22 protein-coding genes and 1 tRNA gene are annotated in these 23399 nt (G+C 65.0%); 6 read left to right on the top strand and 17 right to left on the bottom strand.

The window, feature by feature from the left end; genetic code table 11:
• Positions 1-97: 97 nt before the first annotated feature.
• On the top strand, positions 98-901 hold the full coding sequence (gene speB / locus ACYQ4T_RS23125) for an agmatinase (protein WP_459858958.1): 804 nt from the start codon (positions 98-100) through the stop codon (positions 899-901).
• A 90-nt stretch (positions 902-991) separates the two neighbouring features.
• Here speB and ACYQ4T_RS23120 read toward each other — a convergent pair whose 3' ends face one another.
• The 7 genes from ACYQ4T_RS23120 to ACYQ4T_RS23090 all read right to left on the bottom strand — a co-directional run bounded on the left by ACYQ4T_RS23120 (position 992) and on the right by ACYQ4T_RS23090 (position 7988).
• The gene (locus ACYQ4T_RS23120; RefSeq protein ID WP_459858956.1) at positions 992-1648 is read right to left on the bottom strand and encodes an RraA family protein; all 657 of its coding nucleotides are present in this window, start codon (positions 1646-1648) and stop codon (positions 992-994) included.
• Between the two features lies 1 nt (position 1649).
• Complete coding sequence (locus tag ACYQ4T_RS23115; protein WP_459858955.1) at positions 1650-2867, bottom strand: aminotransferase-like domain-containing protein; 1218 nt, start codon at positions 2865-2867, stop codon at positions 1650-1652.
• Between the two features lie 138 nt (positions 2868-3005).
• Positions 3006-3081, bottom strand: a tRNA-Asn gene (locus ACYQ4T_RS23110).
• 104 nt (positions 3082-3185) lie between these two features.
• On the bottom strand, positions 3186-4157 hold the full coding sequence (locus ACYQ4T_RS23105; RefSeq protein ID WP_459858954.1) for an ABC transporter permease: 972 nt from the start codon (positions 4155-4157) through the stop codon (positions 3186-3188).
• Positions 4158-4164: 7 nt separating this feature from the next.
• Entirely contained in the window at positions 4165-5178 is a 1014-nt protein-coding gene (locus tag ACYQ4T_RS23100; RefSeq protein WP_459858953.1) for an ABC transporter permease, read from the bottom strand.
• Entirely contained in the window at positions 5175-6743 is a 1569-nt protein-coding gene (locus tag ACYQ4T_RS23095; protein WP_459858952.1) for a sugar ABC transporter ATP-binding protein, read from the bottom strand. The genes ACYQ4T_RS23100 and ACYQ4T_RS23095 overlap by 4 nt, the downstream gene beginning before the upstream one ends.
• A 105-nt stretch (positions 6744-6848) precedes the next feature.
• Complete coding sequence (locus tag ACYQ4T_RS23090) at positions 6849-7988, bottom strand: sugar ABC transporter substrate-binding protein (protein ID WP_459858951.1); 1140 nt, start codon at positions 7986-7988, stop codon at positions 6849-6851.
• Between the two features lie 226 nt (positions 7989-8214).
• On the opposite strand from ACYQ4T_RS23090, the gene ACYQ4T_RS23085 reads away from it, so the two are divergent.
• The gene (locus tag ACYQ4T_RS23085; protein WP_459858950.1) at positions 8215-9324 is read left to right on the top strand and encodes a LacI family DNA-binding transcriptional regulator; all 1110 of its coding nucleotides are present in this window, start codon (positions 8215-8217) and stop codon (positions 9322-9324) included.
• A 140-nt stretch (positions 9325-9464) separates the two neighbouring features.
• Entirely contained in the window at positions 9465-10193 is a 729-nt protein-coding gene (locus ACYQ4T_RS23080; RefSeq protein WP_459858949.1) for a phosphocholine cytidylyltransferase family protein, read from the top strand.
• A gap of 4 nt (positions 10194-10197) precedes the next feature.
• On the opposite strand, the gene ACYQ4T_RS23075 is transcribed toward ACYQ4T_RS23080, so the two are convergent.
• The 7 genes from ACYQ4T_RS23075 to ACYQ4T_RS23045 all read right to left on the bottom strand — a co-directional run bounded on the left by ACYQ4T_RS23075 (position 10198) and on the right by ACYQ4T_RS23045 (position 17445).
• A complete protein-coding gene (locus tag ACYQ4T_RS23075) occupies positions 10198-10965 on the bottom strand; it encodes a nucleotidyltransferase family protein (RefSeq protein WP_459858948.1) in 768 nt (255 codons plus the stop codon).
• Positions 10962-12104 (bottom strand): dATP pyrophosphohydrolase, encoded by a 1143-nt coding sequence (locus ACYQ4T_RS23070; RefSeq protein ID WP_459858947.1) that lies wholly within the window; start codon positions 12102-12104, stop codon positions 10962-10964. Before ACYQ4T_RS23070 ends, ACYQ4T_RS23075 begins: the two co-directional genes overlap by 4 nt.
• Positions 12105-12111: 7 nt before the next feature.
• Complete coding sequence (locus ACYQ4T_RS23065) at positions 12112-12885, bottom strand: sterol desaturase family protein (protein ID WP_459858946.1); 774 nt, start codon at positions 12883-12885, stop codon at positions 12112-12114.
• Positions 12886-12997: 112 nt separating this feature from the next.
• Positions 12998-14209 carry a CDP-alcohol phosphatidyltransferase family protein gene (locus ACYQ4T_RS23060; RefSeq protein ID WP_459858945.1) on the bottom strand — a complete coding sequence of 404 codons (1212 nt, stop codon included), beginning with the start codon at positions 14207-14209 and terminating at the stop codon, positions 12998-13000.
• Positions 14210-14213: 4 nt separating this feature from the next.
• Entirely contained in the window at positions 14214-15296 is a 1083-nt protein-coding gene (locus tag ACYQ4T_RS23055) for an LptF/LptG family permease (RefSeq protein WP_459858944.1), read from the bottom strand.
• A complete protein-coding gene (lptF, locus tag ACYQ4T_RS23050) occupies positions 15293-16483 on the bottom strand; it encodes an LPS export ABC transporter permease LptF (protein ID WP_459858943.1) in 1191 nt (396 codons plus the stop codon). The genes ACYQ4T_RS23055 and lptF overlap by 4 nt, the downstream gene beginning before the upstream one ends.
• Positions 16483-17445 carry a metallophosphoesterase family protein gene (locus ACYQ4T_RS23045; protein ID WP_459858942.1) on the bottom strand — a complete coding sequence of 321 codons (963 nt, stop codon included), beginning with the start codon at positions 17443-17445 and terminating at the stop codon, positions 16483-16485. The genes lptF and ACYQ4T_RS23045 overlap by 1 nt, the downstream gene beginning before the upstream one ends.
• A gap of 161 nt (positions 17446-17606) precedes the next feature.
• Between ACYQ4T_RS23045 and ACYQ4T_RS23040 the strand changes: the two genes are divergently transcribed.
• Genes ACYQ4T_RS23040 through ACYQ4T_RS23030 form a run of 3 tightly spaced genes read left to right on the top strand, consistent with a single transcriptional unit; the run spans position 17607 to position 20641 of the window.
• Entirely contained in the window at positions 17607-18770 is a 1164-nt protein-coding gene (locus ACYQ4T_RS23040; RefSeq protein WP_459858941.1) for a CDP-alcohol phosphatidyltransferase family protein, read from the top strand.
• Positions 18770-19732, top strand: a complete 963-nt coding sequence (locus ACYQ4T_RS23035; RefSeq protein ID WP_459859208.1) for a diacylglycerol/lipid kinase family protein — start codon at positions 18770-18772, stop codon at positions 19730-19732. Before ACYQ4T_RS23040 ends, ACYQ4T_RS23035 begins: the two co-directional genes overlap by 1 nt.
• 6 nt (positions 19733-19738) lie before the next feature.
• On the top strand, positions 19739-20641 hold the full coding sequence (locus tag ACYQ4T_RS23030; protein ID WP_459858940.1) for a hypothetical protein: 903 nt from the start codon (positions 19739-19741) through the stop codon (positions 20639-20641).
• On the opposite strand, the gene ACYQ4T_RS23025 is transcribed toward ACYQ4T_RS23030, so the two are convergent.
• From ACYQ4T_RS23025 to ACYQ4T_RS23015, 3 genes are all read right to left on the bottom strand, one after another.
• Entirely contained in the window at positions 20642-21691 is a 1050-nt protein-coding gene (locus ACYQ4T_RS23025; RefSeq protein ID WP_459858939.1) for a fatty acid desaturase, read from the bottom strand.
• A 128-nt stretch (positions 21692-21819) separates the two neighbouring features.
• Positions 21820-23052 (bottom strand): serine palmitoyltransferase, encoded by a 1233-nt coding sequence (spt, locus tag ACYQ4T_RS23020; protein ID WP_459858938.1) that lies wholly within the window; start codon positions 23050-23052, stop codon positions 21820-21822.
• A gap of 2 nt (positions 23053-23054) precedes the next feature.
• Positions 23055-23309, bottom strand: a complete 255-nt coding sequence (locus ACYQ4T_RS23015; protein WP_459858937.1) for an acyl carrier protein — start codon at positions 23307-23309, stop codon at positions 23055-23057.
• Between the last annotated feature and the right edge of the window lie 90 nt (positions 23310-23399).

The following is a 23399-nucleotide window of genomic DNA, read 5'->3' as shown; positions in this document are numbered from 1 at the left end:
CAGATCTTATCATTTATCTTAGATCATGTAAGTAGACCTGGGCGCTTGCGATCCCTAGGTCTGTGGCATTCGCAACCTCTCCAGGATCCATCCGTCCATGAACAGCGTGTCTCTGATCGGCATCCCGCATGACGACAATTCGTCCTTCATGAAAGGGCCTGCCGAAGCGCCGCCGCTGATCCGGCGCGAGCTCACTTCCGGCTGCTACAGCAGCTGGACCGAGACCGGGTTCGACCTCTCCGTAGAGGGGCGACTGGTCGATCATGGCGACATCCGCTTCGACGGCGATGCCGACCCTTGGGACATGGTCACGGAATCGGTCGGACGCGCCCTGGACTCCGGCGCACCGTTGATCTCGATCGGCGGCGATCATGCCGTGACCCATCCGGTTCTAAGGGCGATGCGGCGGCGCCATCAACGCCTGACGATCCTGCATTTTGACGCGCACCCGGACATCTATGACGCCTATCAGGGCAACCCGCGCTCGCATGCCTCGCCCTTCGCCCGGATCATGGAAGAGGGCCTGACCGACCGGCTGATCCAGGTCGGCTTGCGCGCCAGCAACGATCATCACCGGTCACAGTTCAAGCGGTTCGGCGTCGAGGCCATCGAGATGGGGCGTTGCAACGGCCCGCTGAAGCTCGACCTTGCGACGCCGGTCTATATCTCGCTGGATCTCGACGGGCTCGATCCAGCCTATGCGCCCGGCGTCTCGCATCGGGAGCCGGGCGGCCTGTCACCGCGGCAGATCATCGACTGGCTCCACGCGATCGGGCAGCCGATCATCGGCGCCGATGTGGTCGAGTACAATCCGCGCTGCGACTTCTCCAACGTGACCGCCACGGTCGCGGCCAAGCTGATCAAGGAGATCGCCGGCATGATGCTCAAGACCGCGCGCTAGCGGCCGCCGCTCCAGGCAAGCGCCATGAAGCGGGCCTTGCCGCCGGCGAGGACATGAAGTGAACGGAAGTTGGGCTTCACCCACGCACCGCTACGCCGGCTCGACGCCGAAGGTTTCGACCACGCTCTTGCCCGCCGCCAGGCTCTTGATCCAGCCGTCTTCGCGGGCGAGCCGCGCTTCGGCATCTCGGATCTTGCCGCGCACGGTTTCGGGCGAGAGCGCGACCAGCCCGTCATCGTCGCCGATCACCAGATACCCTTGCGTCATGCGCCGGCCGCCGATCGTGACCGGGGCATTGATCGTGCCACCGGTCGCAGAAGTGGGCCCGCGCGGCGTGATCGAGCGCGAGAAGGCGGAAAAGTCCGACCAGCCGCTCAAGGTCGCGACGTCGCGCACGGCGCCATCGCAGACCACGCCGGCGGCGCCGCGGTTGCGCAGATGGCCGCTCAGGATCTCGCCGATCATCGCGGTCACGGCATCGCCGCCGGCGGCGATCATCAGCACCTCGCTCTTGCCGACATGCTCCAGCGCGTGCACCACCGCGCCGAAATCCGGCGGGGCGCAGGAAGCGGTGACCGCCAAACCGAACAGCCGCGGCTGTCGCCCCGGCGGGTTGATCGGGCGGATCGCCGGATCGATCTGGCTTTCCGGGCAGAGGTCGACCGCCACCGCCACCGGAATCGCGCGCCAGGGTGCGATCTCGGCCTCGGTCAGGTCGCGGACGGCGGGGTGAATGATGACGCTCATGTCAGTCCCTGTTGGCTTGCATGGCCTTCACCGCGGCGGCGAGGCGCCTCACGCCTTCGCGCAGCTTGTCCGGCTCATTGCGGGTGAAGTTGATCCGGATCGATCGCCGGTTCTCGCCGACCGCGTCGAAGACGCTGCTCGGCGTGATGCAGACCCCGGATTCCATGGCGCGTTTGAGAAGAATGTCGGTGTCGAACTTCTGATCGCGCGCCGTGGCCCAGACGAACATGCCGCCCGACGGCACCTGCCATTGGAACGTGTCGGCGAGATGTTCCGTCATCGCGGTGCAAAGAGCGTCGCGGCGGCGGCGGTACAAGTCGACGATCGACGGCTGGATCTGCTCGATCAATCCGGCTTCAATGGCGCCGAGCGCGATCCGCTGGGTGACGCCGCTGGTGCACATATCGGAGCCTTGTTTCGCCAAGGTGAGGGCCGCGATCATCTCCGGTGCAGCGATCACCCAGCCGATCCGCAGGCCGGGTGCGATCTCCTTCGACAGCGTCCCCATGTAGAGGACCGGGCCGTCATAGGGGCTGCGCTGAGCCTGGCGCGCCGAGAGCTCGATCAGCCGGGGCAGGGGCGCGCCGTCATAGTGAAGTCCGCCGTAGGGATCGTCCTCGACCAGCCAGGTGCCGCTGCGATGTGCGGCTTGGACCAGCGCCGCGCGGGTCGCGAGATCGACCAGCTTGCCGGTCGGGTTGGAGAAGTTCGGGACGGTGTAGGCGAATTGCGCGCCGGTGAAGAGCGCGACCGTGTCGAGACCCGGCTGGTCGAGCAGCAGGTTGCGAAAGGTCGGCAGCCGCGGCCGCCAGGCATCGAGCGCGCCCAGATAAGTGGGGAATTGGCCGGCGATGACGCCGCCTTCTTCGAGCAGCACCTTGCCGATGAGGTCGAGGCCTTGCATGCCGCTGGTCGTCACCAGCACGTTCTCGCGGGTGAGCTGCAAGGCTTCCGAGCTGAAGCGCTGTGCCAGGGCATCGCGCAGTTCCGGCAGGCCCTCGATCGGCCCATAGCCGAGCGTGTCGCCGGGATGCTCGGCGATCGCGCGGCGGGCGATCTCGGCGATGGCCTCCGCCGGGTAAGTCTCCGGCGCCGGCAGCCCGCCCGCCATATTGATCAGGCCCGGAACCCGGCCCGCGGCCAGGAACATCCGGGTGACGTCATTGGTGGTGCCGAGCCAGCGGGCGAAGGCGGGGCGGGCCTTGGGGTGCGAATCCATGCTCCGTTCTTCCAGGTGGTCGGCCGCGCATCTTACCCGCTTGGAGCGAACCGCAAACTCTGAAGTGGAGATGATGGAGAATGACGGGAAAAATCGGCGCTCAGCGCGGCCGGTGCGAGCCTCTGGACTCTGGGAGATTGGCTCCTCGGGTTGGACTCGAACCAACGACCTGCGGATTAACAGTCCGACGCTCTACCAACTGAGCTACCGAGGAACAGGGCCATATCTCTGGCGGCGCTGCTTATAGCAAAGCCGAACCGTCCCTGCAAACCCCTTAATCACTTCGGGATTTTCAGCTAAGTGCCTGAGTTTGTGTAATTATGCCGCGACCTTGGCGCCCCGGCCGTAGAGCAGCAGCATGGCGACGATGACGGCGCCGAAGATCAGCTGGCGATAGGCCTCCGGGATCTGCTCGACCGAGAGAATCGACTGCAACAGGGTGATCAGGATGACGCCGGCGACCGTGCCGAGATAGGTGCCCCGTCCGCCGAGGATCGAGGTGCCGCCCAGCACCACCGCCGCGATCGACGGCAGGAGGTAGGGGTCACCCATGCCCTGGTAGGCCTTGGTCGAATAGCCGGCGATCAGCGCCCCGGCGAAGGCGGCGAGTGCGCCCGAGATCGCGAAGACCGCCAACACGACGCGCTGGGTCCGGATACCGGAGAGATAGGCCGCGATCTCGCGGTTGCCGATCGCGTAGATGGCGCGGCCGAACACCGTGCGCCGCAGCAGGAACACCGTCGCAGCGCCGACGGCGATCCAGACCCAGACCGGGTTGGGGATGCCGAGGATCAACCGCCCGGTGGCGAGGTCGTGCATGCTCTCGGTCGCCATGTCCTGCGGTGCGAAGCCGCCGGTCCTGACCACCATGAAACCCTGCGCCACCGCATTGATGCCTAGAGTGAAGATCATCGACGGCACGCGGAGATAGGCGACGCCGATTCCATTCACCAGGCCGAAGATGAGGCCGCAGAGCACGCCGACCGGGATCGCGAAGGTCGCGCCCCAAGGCCCCCAGCCGACCGCCGCGGTCGACATCATGCCGCCGACGGAGATGATCCAGGGCACCGAGAGATCGATCTGGCCCAGCAGGATGACCAGCATCATGCCGGTTGCGACCATGGCGAGGAAGGAGCCGACCTGGAGCTGGAGCAGCAGATACTCCGGCGAGAGGAAGTTCGGATTCCGGATCGCGCCAAACAGCAGCAGCAGGATGATGCAGCCGAAGGCCGTCAGCACCGCGGGATCGAGCCGGCCCAATAGGGGAAGGCGGGTGAGGGGATTGCTCATGACGGAATCATCCGAAGAGATCGAGCCGGTTGCGGATGCGGAACAGGCGGAGCGAGCCGAGGCAGACGGAGATCAGCAACACCACGCCGAGAAACAGCGGCTGCCAGAGCGGATCGAGATCAAACACGAACAGCAAATCGCCGATGGTGCGGAAGATGAGGGCGCCGAAGATGGCACCGACCGCGCTGCCTTTGCCGCCGAACAACGAGACGCCGCCCAGCACCACGGCGGCGATCGAGTTCAGGGTGTAGGTGTTTGCATTGGCCAGCGAGGCTTCGCCGGTATATGTGACGAAGGTGATGAACAGGCCGCCGATCGAGGCCAGCAGGCCGCCCAAGGCATAAGCGGTGAACTTGGCGCGCCGGATGTCGAGGCCGGACATATAGGCTGCGGGCTCCGACGAGCCGACGGCATAGACCACGCGCCCCAGCATCGACTTTCGGAACGGCACCCAGATCACCAGCACGACCACCAGCAGCGCCACCGCGCTGGCCGGGATGCCGCCGGGGAACTGGTTGGTCAGGAAGTCGGCGAGGTCCTCGTTGACGTCGCCACCGGGCTGTTCGCGCAGCAGCAGCGCGAGGCCGTAGAAAGCCGCACCGGTCGCGATCGTGGTGACGATCGGCTGCAGCCGGCCATAGATCACGATGGCCCCGTTGAGCGCGCCGCAGGCGAGGCCGGCCGCGAGCACGCCGATGACTCCGAACGTGGTCTGGATCGGCGAGCCCAGGACGATATGGGAGGCGAGGCAGTTGGTCAGGATGAAGATGAAGCCGACCGAAAGATCGATTCCGGCAGTCAGCACGACGAAGGTCTGGGCCATCGCGACCAGGGCCAACAGCACGCCCTTGTTCGCGGCGGTGGTGACGACATCGGCGCTGAACCCGGCCGGGTGATTTCCGCTGTAGATCGCAAACATCACAATGAACACGGCAAGCGCCAGCAAGGTGCCGCGCTGTTCGCCGAACCAATAGCGCCAGTCGCTGGCCTGCGGGGCGGTGAGAGCCTGGTCGGTCATCATTCGGCTCCCGCACCAGCCATCGCGGCCGTGCCCGGGCCGGCATGGCTGCTGCCGAGATTGAGCGCGCTTGATACCAGCGCCCGCTCGGTGATCTCGGCCCCGCTGAGCACGCGGCCGATCGCGCCGTCATAGAGCACCAGCACCCGGTCGCAGCAGCCGACCAGCTCGTCATAGTCGGTCGAATAGTAGAGAATCGCCGCACCCTGGTCGGCCAGCTTGCGTAAGAGCTGGTAGATCTCCGCCTTGGTGCCGACGTCGATGCCGCGGGTCGGATCGTTGAGCAGGATCACCTTAGGCTTGGTCATCAGCCATTTTGCGATGACGATCTTCTGCTGGTTGCCGCCGGAAAGCGTGCCGACCGGAACCGCGGTGCCGTCGGTCTTGATGGCGAGCAGCGCGATCATCTCGTCGATCGCCTTGCTCTCCGCCGCGCGATCGACCAAGCCTGCTCTGGAAATCCGGCCAAGCGAGGCCATCGACAGGTTGTCGCGCACCGACATCGGCAGCATCAGTCCTTCGGTCTTGCGATCCTCGGGAATGAGCGCCATGCCGCAATCGCCGCGCTTGGCGTCGCTGGGGCTGGACAGCGAGACTTTCTTGCCATCGATCAAGATCTCACCGGTCGTGCTGCGCAGCACGCCGAACAGCGCCAGTAACAGCTCGCGCTGGCCCTGGCCGTCGAGGCCGCCGAGGCCGACGATCTCGCCGGCGCGGGCGGTGAGCGAGATATCCTTGAGGCGGTTGTTCCAGGAGAGATTGCGCACTTCGAGCGCGGGTGTCCCGCCCGATGCCTGCGGCGCCGGCTTGGGCGGGAAGGCATGGGTGTATTCGCGGCCGATCATCAACTCGACGATCTCGGTGTCGGTTTTGGCACCGGACTTGAAGGTGCCGACGTTGCGGCCGTTGCGGAACACCGTGCATTCGTCGGCGAGTTCGGCGATCTCCGCCATGCGATGCGAGATATAGAGGAGTGCGAGGCCTTCCTGGCGCAGGCGCTTCAGCACGGCGAAGACCTTGCGCACGTCGGCCGCGGTCAGCGCCGAAGTCGCTTCGTCGAGGATCAGGATGCGCGGATTGCGCACCAGCGCCTTGGCGATCTCGACCAGCTGCCGTCGCGAGAGCGGCAGGTCCTTGATCGGCGCCATCGGATGGATGTCTTCGCCGCCGGCGCGCGCCAGCGCTTCCTCGGCGATCCGGCGCTGCGCCTTGCGGTCGATCAGGCCGAAGCGCTTCGGCGGATTGCTGATGCAGATGTTATCGGCGACCGAGAGATCGGGCACCAGCGAAAGTTCCTGGAAGATGCAGACGATCCCCGCCGCATTCGCCGCCGCGGGATTGGCGAAGGAGACCGGGTTGCCGTCGAGCGACATCCGGCCCTCATTGGGCTGCACCACCCCCGCCATCACCTTCATCAAGGTGGACTTGCCGGCGCCGTTCTCGCCGAGCACGCCGTGGATGCGGCCGGTCTCGACGACGAGGTCGGCGTTGGTCAGCGCGTTGACGCCGCCATAGCGCTTGGAAACGCCTTCCATGCGGAACAGGGGTGCGGGAACAGATCCGTCCATCACGTGCTTCTCAAATCAAGGCCGCTGGAATACTGGGACGACAAACCGGCGCCGTGGAGAAGCTTCCCCAGCGACGCCGGCTTTCGTCAACCGATATTCCAGTCGTTACTGGTTCGCTTCCGACTGGCCCATGATTTCCGTGGCGCTGAAGTTGATGCCACAGGTCGGGAAGGAGTTGCCGACGAAGAAGTTGTCGCCTTCCTTGGCGTAGAAGTTCTCGCCATCCTTGAAGTTCGGGTCTTCGGCGGTGGCGAGCGGCAGCTTCACCGACTGCGGAACCACCTGGCCCTCGAGCGCCGCGATCGCGGTCTTGATGGCCACGGCAACCTGCGCCGGACCGGTGCCGCCCGAGGCGCATTTCAGCCCCTCGCCGCCATGGGCAGCGCAGAGCTTGCGGAAGCCATTCTCGGTCTCGCCGCCGACCGGCACGAAGGGATGGCCGGCGTCCATGAAGGCGCGGACCGTACCCGTCGAGCCGCCCTGCACGGTGATGCCGTCGAAGTGCTTCTGCACCGCGATCGCATCGGCCGAGACCTTCTGCGCCGTGCCGTCGTCCCACTTGCCGACGACTTCGACGATGTCCCACTTCTTGCCCGAGGCATCGAGCACTTCATGGATGCCGTTGTGGCGGTCGGTGTCCACCGACGTGCCAGCGACGCCGCGCACTTCGAGGATCTTGCCGCCGTTCGGGATCTGCTTGACCAGCCAGTGGGCCCAGTACTCGCCGAGGCCCTTCTGGTCGACGTTGACGTTGATCGCATCCTCGGTGTCGAGAATGTTGTCGAACGCCACCAGGACCACGCCCTTGGCCTTGGCGCGCTTGATCACCGGCGCGAAGGCGGTCGGGTTCTGCGCGTTCACGACAATGGCGTCATAGCCGGAATCGATGAAGTTGCTGACGGCGGAGATCTGTGCGGCGACGTCCTCGCCGGTCGAGACCACCTTGAACTCCTTCAGCTTGGCGGCGACTTCCGGCTGCGCGGCGTAGGCCTTCGCCGTCTTGATCATCTGAATGCGCCAGGTGTTGGCAATGAAGCCGTTCGCGAGCGCGATGCGATACGGGCCTTCCTTCTTCGGGAACTTGAAGAACTTAGTGCTGTCGCTCCAGGGCACGAAGCACTGGGCGTCAGCCGCGGGGCCGGCAACCACTTCCGGGCCGGCAGCGGTGGCAGAAAAGCTGAAAACGGAAGACAGCAGCACGGCAGCGGCAATGCTCGCCTTCCGGCGCGTAAGCGTCCGGTACATAGGCATCCTCCCAAGGACGGTTCTTATGTTTCTTTCCCGGTCGAACGCTGAAGGGTGCTCTGTCGTTGTCCCCCGCGACGGTCACTGACGTCACCGCGCAAGCGAGTTCCCCATCGACGTTGACCTAGCAGCAACATGGGTATTATAGGATGAAAGCGCTGTCAATGCCGGCCAGAAAAAACGCTTCAGATATAAAGTACAGTCGGACAGGGGAAGAGCTCGTCGCATGCCGCAACGCACCGGGCGCATAACCGGAAAGTCACGCCGCGGCCAATCGGCCGGCCGCGCCAAACTGTCGGATGTTGCGGCGCGGGCGGGCGTCAGTGCAGTCACGGTTTCGCGCGCGCTGCGGAAGCCGGAGATGGTTTCCGACGATGTCCGGCGTCGCATCGATGCTGCGGTGCGAGAGCTTGGATATGTTCCAAACTATCTCGCAAGCGCGCTCGCTTCCTCGCGAACCCATATCATCGGCGTCGTGGTGCCGTCGCTCACCAACGGCGTCTTCGTCGAATACCTCAAAGCCCTGCACGACGCCTTCCTGCCGAAGGGCTTCCAGGTCCTGGTGCTGAACAGCCGCTACTCCCAGGAAGAGGAGGAGCGGGCGATCGCGACACTGATCGGCCATCACGCCGAGGCGATGATCGTGGCCGGCATCGACCAGACCGAACGTGCCAGGAAGCTGCTCGAAGGCTGCGGCGTCCCCGTGGTGCAGACCATGGAGATCGCCGAGAAGCCGATCGACATCAACATCGGCTTGTCGCAGCGCGGCGCCGGCTATGCCGCCACGCGCTTCCTGCTGGATCTCGGCCATCGCAAGGTGGCGCATATCGCGGCCCGGGTCGATTTCCGCGCCCGGCGCCGCATGGAGGGCTATCAGAAGGCGATGGCGGATGCCGGGCTCGACAGCAAGGGCATGGTGATCGCCAATCTGCAGCAATCCTCGGTCAAGCGCGGCGCCGAGCTCTTCACCGAGATGCTGGATAAAGTGCCGGGGCTCGAGGCGGTGTTCTGCTGCAACGACGACCTGGCCTTGGGTGCGCTGTTCGAATGCCAGCGGCGCGGCATCAAGGTGCCGGAGGATCTCTCGATCATCGGTTTCAACGATCTCGACTTCTGCGCCAGCGCCTATCCGGCGCTGAGCTCGGTCTCGATCCCGCGCTACGAGATGGCGCGCATCGCGGCGGAGATCGTGCTGGAAATCATCCGCGGCTCGGGCAAGCGGCCGAAACAGGCGCGGATCGATCTCGGCTTCCAGATCGTCGCCCGCGGCAGCACGGCCAAGCGCGGCCGGTCCGGCGCAGCCCGTAGCGTGCGTGCCCGCGCTCTCGCCAAGTAAGCGCCTGATCGACAAGGCGAAATGTCCCAGGGCCGGGGCGGCCTTCTGGGTTGACAGGTGGGGCCTTCCCCACCATTCTCGCGCCCCGAAACGCCGATTTCCGGCCGGATTCCGGGGGATTTCCCCAAACTGGTGATTGAATGAGAGCCGTCATCTTGAGCGCGGGCCAGGGCTCGCGCCTTCTGCCGCTGACCGAAGGCCGACCGAAATGCCTGCTGCCGCTCGGGCCCAAGACCCTGATCGAATGGCAGATCTGGGCGCTGACCCAGAACGGCATCGACGACATCGCCGTCGTCACCGGCTATCACGCGCCGGACGTGGCCGCGCTTCTCAACAAGCTGGTGGGGCCGAAGCTCAAGATCCGCACGGTCTACAATCCCTTCTTCAAGCTCGCCGACAATCTCGCGAGCTGCTGGATGGCGCGGGCCGAGATGGACCGCGACTTCATCATCCTGAACGGCGACACCGTGATCGAGCCGGAAGTCGTGAAGCAGCTGCTCGCCAGCCCCGCCGCGCCGATCACCGTCACGGTCGATGTGAAGGAGAACGGCTACGACGCCGATGACATGAAAGTGCACCGCAAGGGCACGCGTCTCCAGGAGATCGGCAAGCATCTGCCGCCCGAGCGCTCCAACGCGGAATCGATCGGCATGCTTTATTTCCGGGGGCAGGGGCCGAAGCTCTTCACCGACACGCTCGAGGCGATGATGCACACGCCCGAGGGACTGAAGTGGTGGTATCTGAAGGTGATCGGCCAGATCGCCGAGCGCCACCAGGTGGAAACCTGCTCGATCGAAGGCCTGCGCTGGGGCGAGGTCGACTTCCCGGCCGACTTCGAACGCGTCAGCGCGCTGGTCGAGACGTTCTAACGCGCTAACCCCGCTTCAGGAGGATGCCTTCGACCAGAGCGTGGTCGGAGGGCTTGTCGACATCGGTCGCCGCCTCGGCGAAGGGGAGGATGACCGGCGCGATCTTCGCTGCGGTCAGTTTCGAGACGTGCCGAAAAGCGCCGTCGAGGCTCAACAGGCCGAGCGCGTAGCGGATCAGCGCGCCGATGCCGATCTCGCGCACCAGGCGCAGCGGATTCTTGCGATGCCCTTCCATGCGTCGCCAATACGCCGCGACGCGCACCGCGCCCGGCCGGCGGGCAAGGAACAGATTGCAGCCGCTATAGCCGCGTCCCGCGAAGCGATAGAAAGTGCGCTTACCTTCGGGAAATGCCCTAGTGATGGTCTCGGCTTCGGCGAGCCCGACGCAGAGGTCGGCATCCTGCGGCGCGTGCTTCAGGAAATACGCGATGATCTCTGGGGTCAGCAGCGGATGGTCGGCCGTGGTGATCAGCAGCGGACGGTCGCTGTCGATCTGCTGCAGGGCTGCGGCGACGCTGGCGGCGGGGCTGTTCGCGGGCAGAATGCGGATGAACGGCGTTCCATTGGTCACCGGGCGAAGATCCGTCTCCGCGTCGATGCAGATGTGGATGCGGTCGACGTCTGGCACGCCGCGCACGGCATCCAGCACGTAGGCCAGCATCGGGCGACCGGCGATCGGGGTCAGCGCCTTGTGCGGGACCTTGCCCAGGGCCGCCACCGGATCATGTGGGCCGCGGCTGCCGGCGAGAATCAGGGCATCGACAGCGGTCAAGCGAGCGCCTTTTCGTAGATGCGATAGGTCTTATGGACCTTGCCGCCGATGCCTTCGAGCACGCGGCGCATCGCGGTGTTGTCCTCGAGGATCCAGCTCATTTCGAGCTGCTCCAGGTTGCGTTCCAGGAAACGCGTGCGCAGCTTCTCGAACATCATTGGCAGCAGGGTGGCGCCCAGCACGGTGCCATGGTGCTTGCGCCGGATCCCCATCAGGGGAATGCGCCCCGAGCGGACCTTGTTGGTCTTCAGGCGATAGAGCAGCTTGACGATGCCGAAAGGAAAGAGCTTGCCGTCGAGGTCGCGCACGGCTTCCAGGAGGTTCGGCAGGCAGACCATCATGCCGGCGGCCTCGCCGTTCTGTTCGGCGATCACCACCATCTTCGGGTCGATCAGCAGCTTCAATCCCTTGGCCGCCGCCGCCATCTCCTTCTCGGTGAACGGCACCATGCCCCAATTCTGCGACCAGGCGTCGTTGAAGATGTCGATCACCGTGGCGATTTCGGCGGCGAAGCGCTTCATGTCGATGTTGCGCACCCTTACGCCGCCTTCCGCGGCGGCGCGCTCCAGCATCCGCTTGGAGGCCAGCGGCTTGTAGTCGTCTTTCCGCAGGTGGTAGGCGACGACGTCCTTGGTCTTGGCATAGCCCTGCGCCTCGATCAGTGGCGCGTTATAGGGCAGCTGGAACGGCATCAGCAGCATGGGGAGGGACTGGAAGCCCTCGACCATCACCCCGATCTCCTCGTTGGTGGAGAAGCTCAGGGGGCCGACGGCGCGGGTCATACCTTTCGCGCGCAGCCAGTCTTCTGCGGCCTTGATCAAGGCCGTGAAGATCGCCGGATCGTTCTCGGCATCGAGAAAGCCGAAATGGCCCGTCCGATCGCCGTATTTCTCCAGATGCAGCTTGTCGATCTGCGCCGAGATGCGGCCGACGACCTTGCCCTCGCGGCGGGCGAGGAAGAGCTGGACTTCGGCGTGGTCGAAGAAGGGGTTGGTCTTTGGTGACAGCGCCTCGCCCCGCTCCATGTCGAGCGGCGCAATGTAACCTTGCTGACCGCGATAGAGCCGCTTCGGGAGCTGGATGAACGCCGCGAGATCCGACCGGCCTGCGACCGGGGAGACGACGACGGAAGTGCTCATGGAAAGGCTAGACGCTTTCGCCCGGGGCCGGCTCGCTGCGGAAGCGCCGCGGGTTGCCGTCGCCGCGGGTGTAGTTGGAAAGCTTGTTCACCCAGGGATATTTCGCGGCCATCTCTTCGGTATAGCCAATGTTGAAGACCGTGGCGCTCTTCGGCACCAGCTTCGCCTTGGCATAGAAGGTGCCGAACAGGCGGTCCCAGAGGTAGTTGGTGATGCCAAAATTGCCCTGCTCGTTGTGGAAGTGATGGGCAAGGTGAAGCTGCTTGATGCGCTTCATGAACTTGGTTTTCGGCGCGGTGTTCAGGTGCTGCATGCAGTGGCAGAACTCGTAGAACAACGTGATCACGATGCCAGCGCCGAAGGCCATCGCGGAGCCGGCTGGCCCACCGATCCAGTAGCCGATCGGCAGCGTGACGATGGCGATCGTGGGCAGCGTGGTGTAAAGCGCGCCGAACAGCACGACCAAGTTGTGCGGATCCTGGTGATGGTCGAAATGGATCCGCTTCCAGACGGCTGCCGTGAGCGGCGAGCGGTAGAGATACTGGCCGTGCAGCACCCAGCGGTGGAGGACGTACCAGACCGCCGGATAGACCAGGCCGGTCGCGACCCAGGCAACCACCAGCGGCAGCGGCGACACGTACCAGCGCGCCACGAAGTAGAAGCTCGCCAAGGCGATCGCGATATAGGCGAGGACCGAAGGATAGGTGAAGAAGGCGCGGATCAGGTCCTTCAAGGACATCCGCGCCAGATTATGGGTCCGGTTCTTCCAGAAACCGCTCATCACGCCGCCAATTCTCAGGGATGGAAATTTGCCGGTAATCTAAGCGGATCAAGGCATTGGAGCAAGCGCGCCGGGCCCAATGCAGCGATCCGACGCAGTCAGGTTGCGGACCTCAGGCTGGTTTCTGGGGCTTGGCGCGCTCGATGCAGAAGATCCAGAAGGTGCGCCCGCCGTGATAAAGGCAGGTCAGCGCCTGCCAGACGACGATCAGATAGAGCGTCGGCACCCCCAGCCCCAGGTAATAACCAACTGTAAATAAAGGAAGATTGATGTTGCGCCGGGAGATGAAGGTGCGCACGAGCCCGTCGATCGGGGCATGGGTATGCAGGCCTTTGTGAAAGCGCCGCGGATAGATCGCCAGGATCAGCCGGTCGAGGACGTAAAGACCGAGCATCACCAGCCCGGCCGTCCAGGCGGGCGAGGTGGTGTCGCCGCCGGTCAGTCCCCAGGCCCAGGCGAGATACCAGAAGGGCGGATGCACCAGATCGAGTCCATGGTCGAGGATGTTGCCGAGCCATGAGTCGGTGAAGGTGAGGCGCGCCAGCTTGCCGTCGACCGAATCGAGCACGCTCATGCCATAGGCGCAGAGGAAGCCCAGCGCCCAATAGCCTTCGGCAAAGAGCGGCACGGCGATCAAGGTCAGGAAGATGCTGACCGCGGTCACTAGATTGGGATGCACCCGCGCCCGCGCCAGCGGCGGGACCATCAGCCAGACCAGGGGCGGATAGACGTATTTGGTGAAGAAGTCGGTCGAGCCCTTGTAGTTCGACCAGAACAGGAAGCGCTCGACCTTGCGCGCTTGCTCCGCGGTGTCGACGCGGAGGAGGTAATAGGGAGTGCTGCGCCGCAGCTTGCGGATGAAGGCCGGAAACTCGGCCTGCGTCAGCGGCGGCAAGGCGGCGACCGCCTGCGAAAGCGTGGTCGCCGCTGCGTCGATCCGTGAAACGTCGCTGGGCTCGATCCGGGCAAAGACGGCGTCGCTGTCCGGCGCGTCGCCGCGCGCCACTTTGCTGCCGGCATTCTGGCCGAGATAGCCGTAGAGCCGCGCATCGGCGAGGCAAGCGGCATCGGTCGCGAGCACCGGTTCGTTCGCCGCTGCCGCCGCCAGGCGCTCGCCGCAACTGCCGGCCGACTGCACCACGCGCACCGGCGCTTTCAGGCGCGGCTCCAATACGAACTGCGTCTCGACGGCGCTGCCGCAATCGACGACGACTTCGCTGATTTCTATCTTCTGATGCCGCGCCGCCTTGAGGTGGCGTTCGATCAGGGACATGCCGAAGACACGCTGCGCGGAAGCATCCGCAGCGTCGATCCACAATTTCATTCTGCTAATAACCTTCGAGACGGATGAGCCAGGCGCCGCCGACGCTGGCGAAGACCAGGATCGGCATCCAGGCGGCGACCACCGGCGGCACGGCGCCGGTTTCGCCCAGGGACATGACCAAGCCATCGGAGATGAAATAGAGAAAGCCCAGGCCGAAGCCGATCGCCATGCCGGCGGCGAGGCCTCGGTCGCGGCGATAGACGCTGTGCGCCACCGGCGCGGCGAGCAGGATCATCAGGATAGAGCTCATCGGCAGCGAGAAGCGCTTCTGCAACCAGGCTTCATAGAAATAGGTCGGCCGCACGCCGACGTCCTGCGAAGTGGCGAAGGACCAGATCTTCGCCAGGCTCATGGCCTGAGGCAGCTCGATCAGGTTTGAGAACTCGGCCGGGGTCAGGCTGGTTTCCCAGATCATCGTGCCTTTATGGTCGGCCTGCGACGGATGGTCCGGCGTGATCGAGGTGGTCCAGACATCGCTCAGCATCCATTGCCGGGTCTGGTTGTCGTAACGCGCCTCGGCGGCCTGGCGAACCTGCACCAGAATGCCGGTATCTCCGCGCTCGAATATCCGCATCTCTTTCAAGGTCGCGCCATTCTTGCCGACGCTGGTGACTTCGACGACGGAACGGCCGTCCTGGATGAATACCGGGTCGTCGTCCGACTTCGAATTGCGATCGACATAGATGTCGCGCGCGACCATGGCGTTGATCGCCCGCGGCACGACCTGGTCTGCCAGCAGGAAATGCGCGACACCGACCAGAAGCACGGCGGGCAGGAAGGAGAGCAGCACGGCGTTATAGGGCGCGCCGGAGGCCTTGAAAGCCAGGATCTCGTTGTCGCGCTCGAGCCGCCCCAGGGTCATCAAGGTCGCCAGCAGCACGCCGAACGGCGTCAGGAAGCTCACGATCTCGGGAAGTCGCAGCACGGCATAGAGCGCCAGTGCGCTGAAATGCCCGTCGCCGCGCTTCAGCACGTCGATGCTGTTCGAGAGCAGATCGAACACCTGCAGCAGGGCGGTGAAACTGATCAGGAGCAGCGCCAGCTGGGCGAAGAAGACGCGCAGGACGTAACGGCTGAAGGTGCTCATTCGGCGGCCTTGCGCAGTCGCTGCGGCAACAGGCGCTTGAACCAGGCGCCGATCGCGTTCAGCCCGTCGAACAAATGGGCGAGTGGATCCTGGCCGGGCTTGCGGTCCGCAACCCAGAACAGCCAGAGACTGCAGGCGGCGAAGATCGCACAGGGGACCCAGAGCGCGGGAATGGCATCCAGCGCTTTGCGCCGGACCATGGCCTCGCCGAACTGCAGGACCTCGTAATAGAAGATCAGGAACAGCACGCCGACGATCATCCGCACGCTCTTCGATGTGCGTCGCGAGGAAATGCCGACTGGGAAGGCCAGGAATGGCAGGAACAGGATCGAGACCGTGCGCACTGCGCGCTCATGCAGCTCGGCGGTGATGTCCTCGATGTCGAGGTAGTCCGGCGTGTTGAAATAGAACTTCACAAGCTCGGTGAAGGTGAGCTCGGTTTCCTTCTCGCCGCGCGCCCGGAACGGCTCGGGCGCGATCGATTCCAGCGGCAAATCGAGCTGGTCGAAGGTCATCGCCCGTGTCGCGTCGCCGTTGGCCGAGGTCTCGGAACGGACGCCGTTGTGCAGCCGCAGTATCAGCGAGAAGTCGGACTGTTTCTGCAAGTCGCCGCGCTCGGCGGTCAGGATGACGCTGCGGCCGGAATCGTCCTTCTCGTTGACGAAGATCTTGCTGAGCGTCCGGCCGCCATCGGAGATGTCGCCGATCAGGATGGTCTTGCCGCCGAAGCCGTTGAAGAAGGCGCCGCGCTCGATCGCGGAATCCCACTGCGTGTCGGTGACCAGATGCACCAGCGCACGATAGCCGAAGCGGGTATAGGGCTGCAGCCAGCCGAGCAGGTAGGAGCTGATCATCACCAGCACCACGGCCAAAGCGAGGATCGGCACCATCAGCCGCAGCAGCGACATGCCGCTCGCCCGCATGGCGTCGAGTTCGCTCTCGTTCGAGAGCCTGGAACCGGCATAGAGCACGCCGATGAAGAGCGCCGCGGGCAGCGCGATGCCGAGATAGAACGGCACCAGGTTGCCGAGCATCTTCAGGATGATGGAAAGCGGACCGCCGCGGTTGGCGAAGAGATCGAGGAGGTGGATCAGCCGCTGCATCAGCAACGCGGCCATCGCGATCCCGACCGCCGCCAGCAGCGGCATCAGCACCCGGCGCAGGATGTAAGCGTCGATCAGGCGCATCAGGCAGCCGCCGAAGTCAGCGGCGGATTGGTTTCGCCCAGCAGCACGATCTCGCCGATCGGCGCGAAGCCGGAACCGTCGGGCTTGAGCTCGCGCATCGACACGGTGAGGGTCCAGGCGCCGCCGGCGCGCTCGCCCCGGGAGAGGCGATAAATGTGATAGCGCGAAGGGTCGCGATGATCGGTCATCACCGCCGACGCCGACGGCACGCCGATCACCGGCACCGAGGTGTTCGGCCCCTTCATCCGGCCGAGCTGGGACATATGCGTATGGCCGTGCAGCATCAACTCGCAGCCGCGCTTGGCGATGATCTCGGCGAGCGGCCCGGCGTCGCGCAGGCTCTTGCGCTTGTAGGCACCGCCGCCGAACGGCGGATGGTGAATGAGGACGATGCGGAAGGCGCCGGCCTCGCCGAGCTGCTCGAGCATGGCGTCGAGGCGCTGCAATTGATCGGCACCGAGCTCGCCCGCGGCGCTGAACGGCCGCGTCGGCAGAGCGGTCGAGACACCGATCAGCGCCATGCCGCCGACCCGGCGCATGAAGGGGAAGTCGCGCACATCGCGCGGCGGGCGATCGCCGCCATCGGCATGCCGCCCGGTCATGTACTCGTCCCAGAGCCCGGCAGCCTTGAGCCAGGGCAGGGCGACATAGGCATCGTGGTTGCCGGGCACCACGGTGACGCGCTCGGCCGGGCCGATGCGCTTCAGGAATTCATGGGCCTGGGTGAACTCGGCCGGGAGGGCGATGTTGACCAGGTCGCCGGTCACCGCGATATGGTCCGGCTGCTGGGCGGCGAGATCTTTCGCCAGCACGTCCAGCACTTCGATCCGGTGGATCTTCGACCGTTTCAGGCGCCAGGAGAGGAAGCCCGTCACCCTCTTCCCGGCGAGCGCCCGCAGTCCGGCGCGCGGGAGCGGCCCGATATGCAGATCGGAGATATGGGCGAGAGTCAGGCTCGGCACGCCACCGCCTCGGTTCAGCTTAGACCGGTACATGGTCCCGAACCCGGAATCCGGTCAAGCCTTGATTTTCCTGCGGTAATTCAGGTGGACGCTTGCCCGGCGATAGGGCTATCTCAGGCCCGTAACCGGGGCCCGCGGGGCTGGATTCGTTAACGATTTGAATGAGCGACAGGATTTCCGAACGACCGAGCGTCCGGATCGTGGCGGGCCCGGCGGGCGGAACCACCGGCGGCGGCGCCGTGGCGCGCCGGTTCTGGGGGATGACGGCCCGGGAGCGGCTGGAACGGGGCCTGGCGCGCGCCGGCGCTTCGGTCGACGCCAACGGCTCGGTTCTGATCCGGGACGACTTCATCTTCGACCAGGCGCTGATCCCGGCCTTGCTAGAGCAACCCGGCCTGGTCCTGATCGGGGCTGACGGCGAGCCCGTCGCCGCGCATCTCGCCAACCCCGCCCAGGCCGGGCCAGTGGAAGCGGCCCTCTCGTCCGGCAAGGCTGAAGCAGTTCCGGCGGAACTGCGCTGCGTCGACTCGGGCGGCCTCGCCAGCACCTACAACAAGTCGCTGCGCCGCCGCTCGCCGCCCTACCTGATGCGTGTCGACTCGATGCCGGTGGTCGCAATCGAGCGGCGGATGTTCGACGGCGCCTATAAGGGCGTCACCGATTTCGTGACCAAGCGGGTCTGGCCCTGGCCTGCCTTCCATGTGACGCGGCTCTGCGCCCGCTTCGGTGTCTCGCCGAACATGGTGACCGGGGTCAGCCTGCTGCTGGTGCTGCTGGCGATGTGGTTCTTCTGGCAGGGACAATTCGCATTCGGCCTCGCTTGCGCCTGGGGCATGTGCTTCCTCGACACCGTGGACGGCAAGCTGGCGCGGGCGACCCTGCGCTCGACGCCCTTCGGCAACATCTTCGACCACGGCATCGATCTCATCCACCCGCCGTTCTGGTACTGGGCCTGGTATCACGGCTTGGTCGAAACGAATTACGGGATTACCGACGCCCTGCTCATTCTTTCCTTGGGCATCGTGATCGTCGGCTACGTGCTCGGGCGGCTGCAGGAAGGCCTGTTCACCTGGCTGCACGGGATCGAGATCCATATCTGGCGCCCGGTCGATTCCTGGTTCCGCGAGATCACCGCCCGGCGCAATCCCAATCTCTTCATCCTGACGCTGGCCGTGATCTTCGGCGCGCCGCGCGAGGGATTCGTGCTGGTCGCGATCTGGACCATCCTCTCTTTCATCTTCCACACGGTCCGCATCCTCCAAGCCTACCTGGCCAAGGCGATGGGACACCCGCCGGTCTCCTGGCTCAGTGAGCCGTTGAAGTGATGAAGGCCAAGATCGGCGTCGTCAGTAACGCCCACAGCAACCGCAACCGGACCGGGCTCAAGGAGTTCGCGGCCCTGCTGCACGACCATCCGCAGGTCAAGCATCTCGCCTTCCACGACATATCGGACCTGACCGAATGCCTGCGCGAGATGGCGGCGGCCGGCGTCACGCATCTCTGCATCAGCGGCGGAGACGGGACGGTGCAGGCCGCGATCAGTTCACTGATCAATGACAAGCCGTTCGCGGCGATGCCGAAGCTCAGCCTGCTCTCCGCCGGCATGACCAACGTGATCGCCCGCGATCTCGGCGAGACCGAGCTGCCGGCACCGCATTTGAAACGCCTGATCGAACGCATAGAAGCCGGGGATCCGGGCCAGACCGTCGAACGCAATGTCATGACCCTCGATCTCTTCGACGGCGGACCGCCGATCCACGGCTTCCTGCTCGGCGCCATCGCCTTCTACCAGGGAACGATCCTCGGGCGCCGCAAGGTGCACGGCATGGGCTTCACCCAGAGCCTGGCCAGCAAGATCGGCATCCTGCTCTCGGTGCTCCGGGTCCTCTGGTACGGGCCGGGCGACCGGTCCGGCTTCCACGGCGAGCGCGTGGCGCTCTCGCTCGACGGCAAGGCGGAGGCGCCGCAGGATCTCTTTCTGCTGGTCGCCACCACGCTCACGCAGATCCTGCCCGGCATCAAGCCGTTCTGGGGCCAGGGCTCCGGTCCGATCCGTCTCACCACGATCAGCCATCCGCCGCGCCGCTTCGCCTGGGCGGCACTGCCGGCGTTGCGCGGTAAGCCGAAGCCCTGGATGGAAGGCCATGGCTATTGCAGCCGGCGCGCCGACCAGCTTGAGTGCGACCTGGTGACGCCGGTCGTTTTCGACGGCGAGTTCCTGGAGACCGATGGCGGACCGGGCTTCCGGCTCTCGGTCGGCCCGAAGATCACTTTCACCCGCTACTGAGGACCCATGGCGCAAGCCCTGCGCGAGGTGTTGAGCGAGGAGCTGAACCGCCCGGTCGCCGGGACGGTGCAGGCGATCGCGGATGTGCTGCGCGCCCGCTATGAGCGCGCCGCCGTCGCGGTGCTGTTCTACGGCTCCTGCCTGCGCTCGCCGGAGGCCGAACTCGCCGACAACCTGCTCGATTTCTACGTCCTGGTGGATGATTACGGCCGCGCCTATGACAAGGCTTGGCTTGCGCTCGCCAATCGCATCCTGCCGCCCAACGCCTTCTACTGCGAGACGGTCTGGCAAGGGGTGCAGATCCGCGCCAAGTACGTGGTGATCTCGCTCGACGACTTCGCCCGCTTCTGCCGGCCGGAGACACAGAATGTCTCAGTCTGGGCGCGTTATGCGCAACCGGCGCGCATCGTCTGGACCCGCGATGCCGCGACCGCCAACCGCGTGGTGACGGCCTGCATGGATGCGGTGCGCACAATGCTGCGCCGTGCCTGGCCGCTGGAGCCTGCGAGCCGTGACGCGCGCACGCTCTGGATCCGGGCGCTGCGCGAGACCTACGCCTCCGAACTACGGCCGGAGGGCGCCGACCGCGCGGTGAAGATCTTCGAGAACGATCAGGGTCGCTACGAACGCCTGACGCCGCTGGTGCTGGAAGAGTTGGGCCAGCCCGAGATGTCAGCGGCGAAATCCGCGGCGGAATGGAAGCGCCGTCGCCGGCTCGGCAAGACGCTCAACCTGCTGCGCATCATCAAGGGCATCTTCACCTTCGACGGCGGCCTCGACTATGCGCTGTGGAAGATCCAGCGGCATTCCGGCAAGACCGTCCCGGTGACCGACTGGCAGCGCCGACACCCGCTGCTGGCCGCACCGGGCCTCGCCTGGCGCTTGTACAGGATGGGCGCGTTTCGCTGACTACTCCGCCGCCTGCTTGTGCGGGACCGACTGGTTGTGGATCACGCGGCTGTAGGCCGACATCTGCGGATTGAAGATGAAGCCCAGCACCACCGCGACCCAGGAGCGGTAGTAGAAGCGGTTGTCATAGAACTCGCCCGCGACTTTCTTCAGCTTCGGCAGGTTGTTCCAGGGCACGTTGGCGAAGTCGTGGTGCTCGACATGGTAGCCCATGTTGAAGCAGAGCTTGTTCAAGGGGCCGTAGTAGGAATGCGTATCCTGCTTGCGGTCGACCGAGTAGTGCTCCTGGATCCAGCGCCCGCCCATCGGGTGCAGGCCGAGGGCGAAGAAGGTCGAGAGCACGAGGTAGAGCAGGGCGTACCAGCCGAAGAAGTAGACCAGCGCGGCATCGACCACGATCTGGATCAGCATGTTTGCGGTCATCCAGCCGTCGCCGATCGGCTTGCCGATCAGCATCTTGACCTTCAGCGGCCGAAGCATCTGCGAGATCGAGAGCCCGGCGATCCAGAGTGCCTTACGCCACCAGGAATTTCCGACCAGTTTCGCCTCGCCGTGCAGCACGATGTCGGGGTCGCGCTCATATTGGCCGAGATACTTGTGGTGCATCAGGTGATATTTGCGAAACGCCATCGCGCTCGGCAGCGCCAGGGCGAAATCGCAGACGATGCCCAACACCCGATTCCACACCGCCTTTTCGAAGACGGTGTCATGGGTGCATTCATGCATCAGCACATAGAGCGCGTGGTTGATCACGGCGCCGACGAAATAGGCGACCAGCAGCATCGCCCACCAGGGCGCCTGGGTGATGTTCGCGGCGATCACGAACTGTGCGGCGCCGAGACCCAGGACCCAGGCGGCGGTCCAGGGATTCTTGGCGATCAGCTGGCGCACTTCGGGGTGTGCCTTCAGGATGTCCCGGCGGCGCTGGAAGTGCTCGTTGACCGCGTCCGAATAGGTGAAGTCCAGGTTCTGCATTTCCGTAATCGATTGCTCGCGGGCGATGCCGCCTTCCGACCGGTTCTTTACCAGAAGATGGGTGATTCCGGCCACCCATCATCCCAATGGTCGCCGGGACGCATCGTCGCGGCGACAAAACGTTAACGACCCGAGCGAAAACCTGAAAAAAAGTCGGCCGGCGCGAGGCCGGCCGACTTCCCCCTAAGCTCGACTCGTCCCGGCTATTCGGCAGCGGCCCTGACTTGGCCTGCGCCGTCCTCGGCCGGGATGATGCCGAGCTGACGTCCCACTTCGGTCAATGCTTCGATGACCTTCTCGAGCTGCGCCGTCGTATGCGCCGCGCAGACCGAGCAACGGAGGAGGGCGGTGCCGCTCGGGGTCGCCGGCGGCAGCGCCAGGTTCACATAGACACCCGCCTCGAGCAGCCCGTGCCACGCCATGGCGGCGAGCTCCGGGCCGTTGATATGGACGGCGACGACCGGGCCGCGCTGCTTGCCGAGGCGGAAGCCCTTGGCCTGAAGCCCGTCATAGAGCGTGTCCACGTTCTGCCAGAGGCGGGCCATCATTTCCGGCTCGGCCCGCAGACGCGCCAGCGAAGCGCGCACCGAAGCGACGATCGACGGCGGCAGCGAGGCGGTGAACATGTAGGGGCGGCAGGTGACGCGGAGGATATCGAACTCCGGATGATCGGAGATCAGGAAGCCGCCGATCGCACCCATCGACTTCGAGAAGGTGCCGGTCACGAAATCGACGTCGGCATCGACGCCGTCATGCTCCAGGCAGCCGCGGCCGGTCTTGCCCATGACGCCCATCGAATGGGCCTCATCGACCAGCAGGTAGGCGCCGTGCTTCTTCTTGACCGCGACGAACTCTTTCAGAGGCGCATGGTCGCCCAGCATCGAGTAGATGCCTTCGACCACGACGATCTTGTTGCCGGGCTCCTTGGAGAGGCGCGCCAGGCGCTTGTCGAGATCGGCCGGGTCGTTGTGCCGGAAGCGGATCACCGTGGCATGGCCGAGGCGGCAGGCGTCGTAAATCGAGGCATGGCTGTCGGCATCGACCAGCAGATAGTCGCCGGGGCCGGCCAGGGTCGAGATCGCGCCCAGATTGGCCTGGTAGCCGGTGGTGAAGACCATGCAGTGCTTCTTGCCGTAGAAGTCGGCGAGATCCCGCTCCAGCGCCTTGTGATCCTCGTAGGAACCGTTGGCGATCCGCGAACCCGTGGTTCCGGTGCCGTATTTGTCGAGCGAGGCCTTGGCGGCCGCGAGGCTGTCGGCGTCGAAGGTCAGGCCGAGATAGTTGTTGCTGCCGCAAAGGATGGTGTGGCGGCCCTTAATCTCGGCTTCGGTCGAAGACAGGATGCGATCCATCTTCACGCCGAACGGATCGGCGCCGCAGGCCTTGATCTGGCCATGCGCCGCGCGCAGTTCCTGGAACCGGTCGAACAATCCCATCGTTATGCCCCCGCCTTTTCATCGCGGACGGCCTTCGCCAGCTGCCCGACCGTGGTGATCTCCGCGACCATGTTCAGCGGAATCGACACGTCGAATTTATCTTCGAGCACCATCAGAAGGTCCATAACCGCAAGTGAATCCAGCTTGAGATCGCGGGCGATATCGGTGTCGGCAGTGATCGGCGCATCCGACTTCTTGAAAGGCTGGAGCGCGGCGATGATCTCGGCGAGGAACGGATCCTCGGTCGGTGCGTCCATGCCCATGATTGCGACTGCAGCCAAAATGCCTTCCGATGTCTCTATAGCCCGGGGACCCCAATCCGCCCCTTGCCCGCGTCGACCTAGGTC

This window comes from Dongia sp. agr-C8, from assembly GCF_054658695.1.
Note: the sequence above shows the minus strand (reverse complement) of the source record. Positions and strands in the feature narration are given on the sequence as shown.